The following is an 11979-nucleotide window of genomic DNA, read 5'->3' as shown; positions in this document are numbered from 1 at the left end:
ATATTAAAGTAAACCCCCAAAACAAATCAATTGTTTTGGGGGTTTATTATTTTAAATACTGCATCCGTCAGCATCACAGGAAGCTCCGCTGCCACCGGAAAGATCCTTAAACGGACTCACCGTTTCTTTATAAGTCTGCTGAAGTGCATTTTCAAATACTTCCGCAGGCTGAGCTCCGGAAACAGCATATTTACCGTTCAGTACAAAGAATGGAACTCCTGAAATGCCATTGTTTCTAGCCTCCTGAATATCCTGATTCACTTCATAATCCAGTTGATCTGTAGTAACTGCCTGTATTGCTTCTTCTTTATCAATTCCCAGACTTTCTGCCAGAGCTATCAAAACCTCTGTGTCTCCAACATTCTTACCGTCAATAAAGTGGGCAATAAATAATGCTTCTTCCATTTCATTGGATTTGTTATACTTCTTAGCTAAATGAAGTAATTTATGGGCACTGAAAGTATTGGTGATCAGAGTTTTTCCAAAATCAAAATCAATTCCAGCTCCTTTTCCCATCTGGGTAACCTGGCCCAGCATTTGGGTAGCCTGAGCTTCGCCCACTCCTTTCTTTTCTCTGAAATACTGAATGGTGTCCTGAGTTTCTTTTGGATCTAAAGTTGGATCCAGCTGAAAACTCTTCCACTCCACTTCTACTTCATCTTTGAAAGGAAGCTTGTTCAGAGCTTGCTCAAAATTATTTTTTCCGATATAGCAAAACGGACACATTACGTCTGACCAGATTTCTATTTTCATTGTATTTATTTTAAATCAAGAAATTGTTTAAACTTAAAAAATATTAAAACCATTAAGAATTGATTTAAGAGATAAAGTATAGTTAAGATGAATCATTCTGACTTTTAAGCCTTAAGCGAAGCTTATCTTAATATTCTCAACAACTTAATACATTCTTACTATTCCGAAAATAAATGTTTAAACAAGTTTCAAATTAATGGTACAAAGTTACTACAATTTATTTAATGTAACAAAAATTATTACATTTTAATTATGACAGGTGGAAAGTACCTGACTGCGCTTTTCTAACATCCCTTTTAATGCCATCATAAGAAATGCAAGTAGTCCAAAAACAAGGCCTATCCATGGAATATACTCTACTCCTTCTGTAACGATTACCCATCCTCCGATTGTAGTTCCCACCGTCACCCCCAGATTTCCGAATGAGGTAGCAAGGCTGTTGGCAAATTCCAGTGAATCCGGTGCTGAAGAAATCATATACGTGGATGCATTTAAAAAGCTTGGCGAATATAGGAATCCCCAGATTCCGATAACTGCTACCGTTGCCCATACATTTCCATCAGAAAAATAAAGAAGAACAGGCACAACAATAGTTCCGGAAAGGAAAACAGCAGTTGTACCTGCCACATTTTTATTAAGCATTTTTCCGGCTACTCCATTGGCCAATACCCCGATAATTCCAAAAAGCAGTAGCATATAACTTACCATTGAAGTATCCATTCCCTTGGCTTTATTGAGATAATCTGCAAAATAGCTGTAAGTAGAAAACCATGCTGTAATCATGAAAAAATTAGTCAGCGTACTCAAAATAAAGGGCGGCTGTTTCAATATCCTGATCTGCTTTCCATAGGATTTCTTCTCTTTTACAGGCATTGCAGGAAGAAGGAAATAAATAACAACTAATGCAATCAAACTAACTACAGTCTGTATCATAAATGAATATTCCCAGGAAGCAATTCCCGCAATCCATGTGGCAAAAGGAACTGTGGTTACCATCGCAATGGCTACTCCATTAAATACAATCCCCATCAATTCGTTCTTTTTTCGTTGATCTGCTTGAGATATCGCTACGGATAATGCGGTTGCAATATAGACAGGCTGAAGAAATGCAGGTAAAATCCTAACCAGCATCAACAGCCAGAAAGGTGGTGAAAAAGAAGATACAAATCCTGTAATCAGAAACATGAAAATAGCAGTAAGCATTATTTTTTTACGGTCAAAACCAGATGTGAGTAAGGTCATAAAAGGTCCTGTAAGCGCAATAATTAAGGCAAAAGCACTCAAAAGATACCCTGCTTTATCTATACTGATTTTATAATGTTCAGCAATTTGCGGAAGAATTCCGATAACACCAAATTCTGTCGTAATAACAGCTATAAAACCCAGACATCCAATATATGCATATTTCTTCATGATACTTTATTCGCCGGATTTTAAGTTTTGATGAGCAAAAGCCGCCATTTCATCCACTGCTGACTGTACTTCTTCCAGGAGTTCGCCCATATGCATAAAACCGTGAACCATGTCTTTGTAAAAGCTTATTGTAATGTCAACTCCTGCATTTTTCATATTTTCAGAAAGCTGTTTGCCATCATCCAGCAATGGATCATGTTCTGCCAGAATGATAAAAGTGGATGGAGTTTCTTTAAATGCTTTTATTAAGACAGGAATCGCCAATGGATTCTCTTTCTCCTCTTCAGGAAGATAGCCAGCCCATGCTTCAATACCACCCTGCTTATTAAGAACAGGACCGTTTTCATAAGTTTCCCATGTCTTTGAATTGAGTTGATTATCTACTGCAGGATAAATTAATACCTGAAACTTCAGGTGCTTTCCTATTTGGGTAGACACCGCCGTAGCCAATGCTGCACCAGCACTATCCCCTATAATTCCTATTTTATCAGGATCAATTCCTAAAGATTCTGCATTTTCTATGACCCATTTTATGCTGTCAAGAGAATCATTTAAACCTGCAGGAAAAGGATGTTCCGGAGCAAGACGATAATCTATAAAAATAACCACAGATCCGGTTTTATTAGCCAATTTACGAACTACAGCGTCGTGTGTTTCATAACCTCCAGCGATAAACCAGCCTCCATGAATGTAAATAATAGCCGATGATTGTTGAATTTCTTTTCCTTTGGGACGATAAATCCTGACAGGAATCTGATGATTTTCCTGTGGAATATGCAGTTCCTCAATGACAGCTACAGCTTCTTTCTTCCCACTAAGCTGAAGAGACATGGTTTCAAGAAATTTTCTTGCACCATCTAAGGAGTCCTGAGGATTGAAAGGTTGTATTGTTTCTAAATGATTTAAAATCTGTGTTATCTTAGGCGTTAATTGCATTTCTATTTTGATTTAAGTTATTGTGCCTGCAGAGAACATGAGCGCTATTGTTCTTCTATTGCAGTATATTTTCTGTTTTGTTGAACAAAATTAAATCTCAAACCTTACATTTGCATTGTATACAGCTAAATGTATGGTACTAACAAATTTGTAAGTAATGGGTAAGATAAAAGAAAATTCAACCAATAATATCAACAGACAGTATATACAGGGATGCGACCTGAGTTATGCAGTGTGTAAAATCGGAGGACGATGGAAACTGATTATTTTAAATAAATTAAAAGACGGAAAATTACGCTTTAGCGAACTCAGAAACTCTATTTCAGGAATAACGGAAAGAATGCTTACCCTTCAGCTGAGAGAGTTGGAAAAGGAAAGCTTAGTAAAGAGAACAGTTCATGCTGAAGTTCCACCCAGAGTTGATTATGAACTTACAGCTATTGCCAGAGAGTTGATTCCGATCTGGAAACAGCTTGATGAATGGGGAGGAAAACATAGGGAAATGATGCAGACCCTGGAAACAATGGAAGAGTAAAGATTTGAAAATAAAAGAAGGGGGATTTTATCTTTGATAAAATCCCCCTTCTTCAGCTAGTCAAAAATATAAAAATTTACATCTCTGTGTTTGCCTTATTAACCCTTTTTGAAAACAAAATATGAGCGATTAGAGCCAATACCCCAAATACAGTTCCTACGAAGCACACGCCTGTCCACTGAGCCTTTTGCCAGGCAATAGAAGCCAGCCAGGTTCCCAGGGATCCTCCGATAAAATAAGATACCATGTACACCGTATTCAGTCGGTTCACCGCATTGGACTTAATCAGGAAATAATTGGTCTGATTCATAATATGGCTCGATTGTACTCCCAGATCGACAAGAATCACCCCGACAATCAGTCCCCAATAGGTTTCTCCAGCAAAATAGGTAAAACCCCAGCTTCCTATAACGATCAGTAAAGAATACAATATAATACGGTTAATATCCAGATACTTTTGCAATTTTCCCACTTTGGCCGCAGCTAAAGCTCCTACCGCTCCTGCCAATCCAAAACTTCCTACAACGGAAGACCCTGCATTAAAAGGAGGTTTCTCCATATGGAAAACCAATGTGGTAAACAAAGCACACATTGACCCGAATGCCATAGCTCCACGGAAAGATGCAAGCTGAAGAACAGGTTGTGTTTTGGCAAGTTGAGCCACGGAACGCATCAGCTCTTTGTAGGTTCCTTTAAAATTAGGTGACATTTCCGGAAGCATTTTATAAACCGCTAGCCAAACAAGAATCATCAGTCCTGCAGCAATTCCAAACATTGCTCTCCAGCCCCAGACTTCTCCTACAATCCCTCCCACAAAACGGGATAGAAGAATTCCCAATAATAATCCGGACATGACCAATCCGATGTTGGAAGATTTTTCTTTATCTGATGAAAGTTCTGCTGCAATAGGAACAAAAAGCTGTGGAATGACTGATGTTGCTCCAATCAATAAGCTTGCTGCATATAGCATCCACAATTGAGTGGCAAAAGTCATCCATAAAAGGGATCCGAAAACCAGAAACAAATCAATTAAAATCAGTTTCTTACGGAAGAATTTATCTCCCAACGGAACAATCAGCAACAATCCTGATGCGTAGCCAATCTGAGTCAGTACAGATATTTTACTTGCCGCACTCTCAGAAACGTGCAATTCTTCTGAAATAAGTGCCAGTAAAGGCTGATTATAATAATTATTGGCCACTACAAGTCCGGAAATAACGGCCATAAGCCAGATAACAGTCCGGGAAATACCATGGGAAGAACTCTCCTGCATTGCGTATAAAGTTTTATTTGAATTGAAAAATGATCCGACCGCAGATGACCGTCAGATTTTTAAGAGATCAAAGATAATCATTAAAAAAATAAATAATCTGCCTTCCTTCTTTATCTATTTATGAATGATAGATGATGATACGCTAAGTAGAATGATTTCAGACATCTCCTGTTTCATTGTTTTTATTGATCATATATATCGATGAAAAACTTTTCGAATATTAGAAATATTAAGGAAATTTGCAGCATGAAAATTATTCCACTTAAAGAAGGCAATTTTTCGGCAAGCAAAACCAAAGATTTTACGCTTTTAACAGAAGAAAATTTTGATACCGTTGGAGGTATCAAAATGTCTGTGCAGCCTTTTCTTATTATTACGGAAAATGATTATATCCTTTTGGATGCCGGGATCGGCTGGAAAAACGACTCCAGAAAAACGGTGGTTTCAGAAATTCTTGAGAGAGAAAATATTCGTCCTGAGCAAATCACCAAGTTATTGTTGTCCCATCTTCATAAAGATCATATTGAAGGTGCGGTAACCCTTACAGAAAATGGTTTCGAAGCCACCTTCTCAAATGCTCAGATTTATATCCAGAAACGTGAATTTGATTTTGCCATGGAAAATAAAGGCAATCCTTCTTTTGACTTTGAGATATTGGAAAAACTGATTCAGCTCCCGAATATTACATGGATGAATGAAGACAAAGGACAAATTACTGATAAGATATCTTATGAAGTGGTAGGCGGACACACTCCTTTTATGCAGGTATTCTGGATCAGCGAAAATGAGGAAACGGCTTTCTATGGAGCTGATGATCTTCCGCAGGCTTCTTATTTAAAATACCACCTGGCCTATAAAAGTGATTTTGATGGCCGAAAAGCAATGGAATTAAGACTTAAATGGGAAAAGGAAGCAAGAGAGAAGAGCTGGAAAATTCTTTTGTATCATGATCTGGATAAAGCCATTGTAGAAATATAAAAACAGAAAAAAATGGTTTAAATTTCATTAAACCATTTATAGATATCAAATTCAGAAGGAATATTCAGTTTTTTTCTAATCCTGTTTTTCCTGTTTTGTATTGCTTTTGGCGTAACAAAAATATAGGTTGCAATTTCCTTAGTAGTCATATTGAGCTTAAGGTAAATACAAAAGATCAGTTCAGAGTTTTTAAGGGAAGGCTGTATATCAGATAACTTTTTAAAAAAATCGGGATAAACCAATCTGAATTTATTCAAGAGACGAGGAGAATTTGCTTTGGCCAATGCCATTATTTCGTCTTGTACAAGAATCTTTTGGGTTAAATCCTCTAAATTAGTTTCAGGTTTTCTATTTTTCATAATACTTTTTCATCTCTTATTTCAGATACCACATCTCTTGTGTATCTGTGCAAATTCTTTTTTTCACTGTTCAATTTATGTTCTACTAAATCAATATCGGGAACAAAATAATTTTTATGTATTCAAAATTCTCTAGGTTTTAATTAATATTACGTAACAATTTATGGTGTGTAGCCTGCATCTGTTGAATGATTATGTTAAAAAAATCACACATATGAATTTCTTTCCATTTTTATACAGGCAAAGAAAGAAAAAATGATTAAAATTTTATTAAATATGTGTACCACATAGATACCACGTTATATATTGAGCTAAAATATCATAATTGCCTTTATCAGCTTATTCCCCATTATTTGCATTCCTCTTTTGATAGGAAGTAAATGTAGTATGTTATTCCATTAACTTTTTATGATCTCAATCAATATTTTCAACCTATTGATCAGAAAAAACTAAAAATATGTGGTATCCAAATGGTACCACATTATAGGAGAAATAAATAAAATGGATGTTCCTTTACCATTATAAAATTTTGAAGCATTCGCAGCCGGTATTTAAAATTTTAGATGAAATTAAATGACAACCATGATCACTGAAACTTTACTTATCTCATTTGGAGCCGAAATTAAAGACTATAAAGCGGAAGATATTATTTTTCGTGAAGAAGAATCACCAGTATATTATTACCAGATTCAAAAAGGTAAAATTAAACTTAATAACTATACAGAAAACGGGAAAGAGTTTATCCAAAATATAATCTCAGATGGGCACAGCTTTGGAGAATCCTTACTTTTTGTCAACAGGCCTTATCCTATGAACGCTGTTGCCATGGAAGATTCAAGTATTTTTGTAATGCCGGGACAGAACTTTCTGAAGCTGATCCAAAATAACCCTGAAATTTCATTAAATGTCTACCAATGTCTCGCTGAAAGAATGTATTATAAATATATCATGCTTTATAATCTTTCCTTCCAAAATCCTGTTTCCAAACTAAAACTCCTGATGGATTATCTGAAAAGCTACCATGATGATAAAAACCCTTATTCTTTTCAGATTCCGCTTACCCGCCAACAGCTTGCTTCGCTCACCGGGTTATGTGTAGAAACAGTTATAAGAACCATAAAACATATGGAAAAGGATCAGGTTTTGAAAATAAAACGCGGGAAGATTTATTATTAATAATCAAAAGCCGGATTCAATCCAGCTTTTGTTACAATTGTTTTAAAATGTGGTCTTTATTACTGCTCCAGCTCTTTCTGAAACTCTTCCAGATATCTGGCTATGTGAATTCCGTCTGCCAGTCCATGATGTGCTTCAATAGAGACCGGAAGATATTTTCTTCCTTCACGGATATTGAATCTTCCAAAAGAAATTTTGGGAACCGATTCTGCTGTATTAAAATCTGTAGGATGCAAAATCGCACTGAAAGAATTCCAAGGAATGGTAGTATGTCTGACGTGATCTTTTCCCAGCCTTCCGTTGCTTAATCTCAACCCAGTGGTTTCGTGTACTCCTTTTATTTCCTCCTGCAGCGCGGCATTGAATGTTTCAAAATCTTCTGAGAAAGGAGTGAATGAAAAACCGAAAGTTCCATCCGGTCTTCCGATTGTACTGCCGGCATGAACGGTATCAAACTGTATCACCTGCCCATCAACAATTCTAAGCTTCAACTCCTCCACTCTATTGACCGCTACCATAGATTTGTGGAAATAGTAGGCAAAAAATGAATACCCTTTTTTTTTGGCTGTATCGTAAGCTTTTGTACAATCCACCTCTGTTGTAAATCCAAAATAAGGGCTTGCCATAGTAGAAAAAAATTCAAAATGCTCTTTTCTGTTCCAGTTGTCTATATCTACGATCTTCATTACTTCTTATTTGCTGCAAATTTCTGAAAGTTTATCCGGTTTTAAAAGCTTATAGATAAAAATATAATTAAAACTTAGTTTTATAAAAGAACTGTTTGGTCGATATTTTGCTGCAAAACACACATATTTATACTTTAATTGAACTCAGAAAACTCCCCTTCACTCAGGAGATTGATCACATAAAAAATTAATTAATAACAAAATAGTAACCAGGACAATGGAAAAAATCGGATTCATCGGATTAGGAAATATGGGCCATCCTATGGCAAAGAATATTGAAAAAGCAGGATTTCCACTTTCAGTGTACAACAGATCTGTTGAAAAAGCTAAAGATTTTGAAGAAAAATCGACAGTCTACACCCAGGTTAAAGACCTTGTTCAAAACAGTGATGTCATATTTACAATGTTAACCAACGATTCTGCCGTAAAAGCAGTATATGAAGAAATTATTCCTTTAAACATTCAGGGGAAACTCTTTGTAGATATGAGCACAATTTCTCTGGAAGCATCTGCTGCAACGTCTGCTGCTCTGAAAATAAAAGAGGCTTCTTTTATTGATGCCCCCGTAGCAGGCAGTACCCAACCGGCACAGGAAGGAACCCTTATCATTATGGCAGGAGGTGAAGAAAAAGATATCCAGCGTGCCATGCCCTATCTTTTGAAAATGGGAAAATCTGTAAAACATTTAGGTGAAAACGGAAAAGGTATTGCAGGAAAACTATCGATTAATTATTTTCTGTCTGCCATTTATCAGGGACTTGCAGAAACAGTTTTATTAGCCGGAAAATTAGGGGTCGAAAGATCAGATATGCTGGAAATCATCAATGAGAGTGCCAGTGGAAGCGGTGCTACCAAAGTAAAAACCCCTCTGCTGACAGCCGATAAGTACGCTCCGGCATTTGCCCTTGACCTGATGCTGAAAGACATCCGTTTAGCCAAAGATGCGGGTGCTGATTATCCTTTATCCGAAACGCTGATTCAAACTTATCAAAATGCACACAATACAGGCTTCGGTCAGGATGACGTTATAGGAATCATCAATTATTTAAAAACAATAGAATAAATAAAGAGGTCATGAATTATAAAGGAAAACATTGGTCTGCCAGAAAAACAGATCACATTTACATCGTTAGTCTTGATAATCATTCCAATATAGTAGAAACTTTAACCGATTTCATTCAGGATCAGAATATCAAGGCGGGAGAAGTAACCGGAATCGGAGCTGTGAGTGAAGCTACTCTCCGTTTCTTTAATCCGGCGACCAAAAAATATGTGGACAGGACTTTCAAAGAACAGATGGAAGTCACCAATATTTCCGGAAATGTTTCTGAAATAGAAGGAAAACAAACGCTGCATCTTCACATTACACTGGGGAGAGAAGATTATACAGCCTTAGCCGGACACCTTTTAGAAGCAAAAATTCAGGGAGCTGCAGAATTTATATTCTATCCATTGAATACCAGAATGGTAAAAATGAAAAATGACGAAACAGGAATCAACCTCTATGATTTTGAAAAGTGAAATTCCGGTTTCCTGCTGTTTCAGGAAGGGTGCAAATCACTGAAAATATAATTTCTTAGATAAAGGAAAATACAAAGACACAGGATTAATTTCCTGTGTCTTTGTGTTTCTGACAAATCAGCAATGCTTATGATATATATTGTGTTTTTTTAATCACTTTCATTACACCTCTGTAGTCGTCATCCCAAATTTCTTTTTGAAAGAAGAATAAAAGTGAGATAAATTCTCAAAGCCTAAATCAAGATAAATATCTGAAGGCTTTTTATCCTGATTTTTAATCAAATAATAGGCTTCCTTTAATCTTTTTTCTTTCAGCCACTGTTTCGGTGTCATTTTAAATATTTTATTGAAATCTCTTTTAAATCCTGAAAGGCTCCGCCCTGTAAGCCTTGCAAAAGCATCTACCGACACATTGAACATATAGTTTTTGTTCATAAACTCTGCAAGGTCGATCTTATGAGGTTCAGAAAAATCAAAAAGAAGGTTCTTAAGGTCCGGATTGCTCAGCAACAGTAGTTCTAGGGCTTCCTTTACCTTCAATGCAGCTAATTTTGGAGGTATTTCCTTTGTTTTATTAATATAAGGAATAAGAGAAGCAAAATAGCTCTTAAAAAAATCATCAGGCTCAAAAAACAACCGCTCCTGGTCTGGAAAAATGGCATTTGCTGCAATTTTATTCTCAGTGGCATACTGTCTTAGTGTTTCATCATCAAGCGTAATAGAAATAAATTGATACTTTTCATGAGCCGAAGGATATTTGACCGTTCTGATCAGTTGATTTTTCCTAACAAGGACCACCGTATTTTCTTTGATCACCGTCTTCCCCTGTTCATGAAAAGCATGCGTTTCTCCTGAAATCTGAAATCCCAGAAAATAGTGAGGGATAAACTCTTCATGGCCTCTGTAAGATTCAAAAGCGCATGAATAAACCAATTTGTCAAATATAATCTCAGAAGTATTTTCCATGATACAAATATCTGAAATTTAAGCAATAGCCTGCGCTCCTGCCCTTGCAATTTCCTTATCCTGTTCCGGAGTTCCTCCTGAAGAACCTATTGCCCCTATGATCTTTCCGTCTGTATCTTTTAAGACCACGCCGCCCGCGATAGTCAGAAGCCCTTCATTAGAATTCAGCATTCCATAACCATGAACTCCTGTTTCAGAAATAATTCCTCCCATGATATCACTGTTTACACCAAACATGACAGCTGTTTTCGCTTTTTTGACCGCAAAATCAATTACTCCATAAACACTGTCCAGTCTCGCTAATGCAACAAGATGTCCTCCCGTGTCCACTACAGCAATACTCACAGGAATATTCATCGATAATGCCTTTTCTTTTGCGGCATGTAAAGCTTTTTCTGCAGTTTTATAATTCAGTACCATGATATTAGCTTTTTGATGTCCAGGCATCTGCCTGAAGTTGTTTTACGAAATCTTCAGTTTCCTTTGGATGTACGTTTCTGAAATTACTATTGTCATCTAATGCTACGTTTACAATCACGTCTGCCATAGATTGCGGATCCAGCTGGTGTGCTAAAGATTCTGCAGCCCCATCAAATACGGATTCCGGAGTAAAGTTGATTTTCGGATCATACCAGTGGAAAATAGAATCTACTCCCCTGTCATTGAAACCAGTCCCAAATACTCCTGGATTACACGTTGCAATTTTAATATTGAATGGAGCTAACTCAGTTTTCAACCCTTCTGCAATAGATTCCAGCGCATGTTTTGAAGCACAATAGGCAGCAACATAAGGAACAGTCCATAACCCTCCCATTGAAGAGGTAAAAACAATCTTCCCGCTTTTCTTTTCAACAAACTTTTTGATAAAACCCTGCGCAAGATTCAACGCTCCAAATACATTCACTTCGAACATAGAGCGGATAATATCTACTGGCTGTTCTGCAATAGGGCCACCTTCCATAATTCCTGCGTTACTGATAAGAATATCTATATCATCATACTTCTTTACAATATACTCTACATCTCTCGGGTTGGTTACATCCAGTTTATCCACTGTCAGATTTATTCCCTGTTCTTTAGCTTCACGGATTAAATCACTCATCTGAGGATAAATCTGTGCAGTAGCGATTACCTGATGTCCTTTTTTAGCAAGTTCGAAAGCAGCAATCTTTCCAAATCCGCTTGCTGCACCTGTAATTAAAATTGTTTTACTCATTGTATTCTTTTTTAATGATGATACAAAATTCCAGGATTTTAAGAAGACCAATATTGGCTCAACGTTCATTTTTATATTGCTGAAAAGCTCAAAAAAAACTAATAGAATTACATGTTTTTTCTTAATAACTCTCCTTTTACATCATAAAAAGATAGATTTATCATTAA

14 protein-coding genes are annotated in these 11979 nt (G+C 36.6%); 5 read left to right on the top strand and 9 right to left on the bottom strand.

The features are described from left to right. Positions 1-51: 51 nt before the first annotated feature. The 3 genes from FB551_RS06110 to FB551_RS06100 all read right to left on the bottom strand — a co-directional run bounded on the left by FB551_RS06110 (position 52) and on the right by FB551_RS06100 (position 3102). Positions 52-753 (bottom strand): DsbA family oxidoreductase, encoded by a 702-nt coding sequence (locus tag FB551_RS06110; protein WP_142016003.1) that lies wholly within the window; start codon positions 751-753, stop codon positions 52-54. 246 nt (positions 754-999) lie between these two features. Beyond that, entirely contained in the window at positions 1000-2166 is a 1167-nt protein-coding gene (locus FB551_RS06105) for an MFS transporter (protein WP_142016001.1), read from the bottom strand. Positions 2167-2172: 6 nt separating this feature from the next. Beyond that, positions 2173-3102 carry an alpha/beta hydrolase gene (locus FB551_RS06100; RefSeq protein ID WP_142015998.1) on the bottom strand — a complete coding sequence of 310 codons (930 nt, stop codon included), beginning with the start codon at positions 3100-3102 and terminating at the stop codon, positions 2173-2175. A gap of 157 nt (positions 3103-3259) precedes the next feature. Here FB551_RS06100 and FB551_RS06095 point away from each other — a divergent pair, with 157 nt between their 5' ends. Then, positions 3260-3637 (top strand): winged helix-turn-helix transcriptional regulator, encoded by a 378-nt coding sequence (locus tag FB551_RS06095; protein ID WP_047430517.1) that lies wholly within the window; start codon positions 3260-3262, stop codon positions 3635-3637. Between the two features lie 76 nt (positions 3638-3713). Here FB551_RS06095 and FB551_RS06090 read toward each other — a convergent pair whose 3' ends face one another. Next, on the bottom strand, positions 3714-4910 hold the full coding sequence (locus tag FB551_RS06090; RefSeq protein WP_142015996.1) for an MFS transporter: 1197 nt from the start codon (positions 4908-4910) through the stop codon (positions 3714-3716). A 246-nt stretch (positions 4911-5156) separates the two neighbouring features. Here FB551_RS06090 and FB551_RS06085 point away from each other — a divergent pair, with 246 nt between their 5' ends. After that, positions 5157-5888 (top strand): MBL fold metallo-hydrolase, encoded by a 732-nt coding sequence (locus FB551_RS06085; RefSeq protein ID WP_142015993.1) that lies wholly within the window; start codon positions 5157-5159, stop codon positions 5886-5888. Positions 5889-5905: 17 nt separating this feature from the next. Here FB551_RS06085 and FB551_RS06080 read toward each other — a convergent pair whose 3' ends face one another. Continuing rightward, positions 5906-6247, bottom strand: coding sequence for a helix-turn-helix transcriptional regulator (locus FB551_RS06080; RefSeq protein WP_052186959.1), 342 nt, complete (start codon positions 6245-6247; stop codon positions 5906-5908). Positions 6248-6829: 582 nt separating this feature from the next. Here FB551_RS06080 and FB551_RS06075 point away from each other — a divergent pair. Beyond that, a complete protein-coding gene (locus FB551_RS06075; RefSeq protein WP_047433261.1) occupies positions 6830-7423 on the top strand; it encodes a Crp/Fnr family transcriptional regulator in 594 nt (197 codons plus the stop codon). A gap of 59 nt (positions 7424-7482) precedes the next feature. Here FB551_RS06075 and FB551_RS06070 read toward each other — a convergent pair whose 3' ends face one another. Next, on the bottom strand, positions 7483-8109 hold the full coding sequence (locus FB551_RS06070) for a chloramphenicol acetyltransferase (protein WP_142015990.1): 627 nt from the start codon (positions 8107-8109) through the stop codon (positions 7483-7485). Between the two features lie 217 nt (positions 8110-8326). On the opposite strand from FB551_RS06070, the gene FB551_RS06065 reads away from it, so the two are divergent. Both FB551_RS06065 and FB551_RS06060 read left to right on the top strand, forming a co-directional pair. After that, a complete protein-coding gene (locus FB551_RS06065) occupies positions 8327-9172 on the top strand; it encodes an NAD(P)-dependent oxidoreductase (RefSeq protein ID WP_142015987.1) in 846 nt (281 codons plus the stop codon). Positions 9173-9183: 11 nt separating this feature from the next. Continuing rightward, positions 9184-9630 carry a PPC domain-containing DNA-binding protein gene (locus FB551_RS06060; protein WP_142015984.1) on the top strand — a complete coding sequence of 149 codons (447 nt, stop codon included), beginning with the start codon at positions 9184-9186 and terminating at the stop codon, positions 9628-9630. A 162-nt stretch (positions 9631-9792) separates the two neighbouring features. Here the strand turns inward: FB551_RS06060 and FB551_RS06055 are convergent, their stop codons facing one another. The 3 genes from FB551_RS06055 to FB551_RS06045 are packed head-to-tail and all read right to left on the bottom strand — an operon-like array spanning position 9793 to position 11812. Then, positions 9793-10596 (bottom strand): helix-turn-helix domain-containing protein, encoded by an 804-nt coding sequence (locus FB551_RS06055; protein WP_142015981.1) that lies wholly within the window; start codon positions 10594-10596, stop codon positions 9793-9795. An 18-nt stretch (positions 10597-10614) separates the two neighbouring features. Then, positions 10615-11016: a GlcG/HbpS family heme-binding protein gene (locus FB551_RS06050; RefSeq protein ID WP_142015978.1), complete on the bottom strand. Its 402-nt coding sequence runs from the start codon at positions 11014-11016 to the stop codon at positions 10615-10617. Positions 11017-11020: 4 nt separating this feature from the next. Next, positions 11021-11812, bottom strand: a complete 792-nt coding sequence (locus FB551_RS06045; RefSeq protein ID WP_047430548.1) for an SDR family oxidoreductase — start codon at positions 11810-11812, stop codon at positions 11021-11023. Positions 11813-11979: the final 167 nt, after the last annotated feature.

This window comes from Chryseobacterium aquifrigidense (assembly GCF_006716485.1).
Classification (GTDB): domain Bacteria; phylum Bacteroidota; class Bacteroidia; order Flavobacteriales; family Weeksellaceae; genus Chryseobacterium; species Chryseobacterium vietnamense.
Note: the sequence above shows the minus strand (reverse complement) of the source record. Positions and strands in the feature narration are given on the sequence as shown.

Coding starts and splice junctions, on each gene's coding strand:
- FB551_RS06110 (WP_142016003.1), bottom strand. CDS start 753: ATGAAAATAGAAATCTGGTCAGACGTAATGTGTCCGTTTTGCTATATC.
- FB551_RS06105 (WP_142016001.1), bottom strand. CDS start 2,166: ATGAAGAAATATGCATATATTGGATGTCTGGGTTTTATAGCTGTTATT.
- FB551_RS06100 (WP_142015998.1), bottom strand. CDS start 3,102: ATGCAATTAACGCCTAAGATAACACAGATTTTAAATCATTTAGAAACA.
- FB551_RS06095 (WP_047430517.1), top strand. CDS start 3,260: ATGGGTAAGATAAAAGAAAATTCAACCAATAATATCAACAGACAGTAT.
- FB551_RS06090 (WP_142015996.1), bottom strand. CDS start 4,910: ATGCAGGAGAGTTCTTCCCATGGTATTTCCCGGACTGTTATCTGGCTT.
- FB551_RS06085 (WP_142015993.1), top strand. CDS start 5,157: ATGAAAATTATTCCACTTAAAGAAGGCAATTTTTCGGCAAGCAAAACC.
- FB551_RS06080 (WP_052186959.1), bottom strand. CDS start 6,247: ATGAAAAATAGAAAACCTGAAACTAATTTAGAGGATTTAACCCAAAAG.
- FB551_RS06075 (WP_047433261.1), top strand. CDS start 6,830: ATGATCACTGAAACTTTACTTATCTCATTTGGAGCCGAAATTAAAGAC.
- FB551_RS06070 (WP_142015990.1), bottom strand. CDS start 8,109: ATGAAGATCGTAGATATAGACAACTGGAACAGAAAAGAGCATTTTGAA.
- FB551_RS06065 (WP_142015987.1), top strand. CDS start 8,327: ATGGAAAAAATCGGATTCATCGGATTAGGAAATATGGGCCATCCTATG.
- FB551_RS06060 (WP_142015984.1), top strand. CDS start 9,184: ATGAATTATAAAGGAAAACATTGGTCTGCCAGAAAAACAGATCACATT.
- FB551_RS06055 (WP_142015981.1), bottom strand. CDS start 10,596: ATGGAAAATACTTCTGAGATTATATTTGACAAATTGGTTTATTCATGC.
- FB551_RS06050 (WP_142015978.1), bottom strand. CDS start 11,016: ATGGTACTGAATTATAAAACTGCAGAAAAAGCTTTACATGCCGCAAAA.
- FB551_RS06045 (WP_047430548.1), bottom strand. CDS start 11,812: ATGAGTAAAACAATTTTAATTACAGGTGCAGCAAGCGGATTTGGAAAG.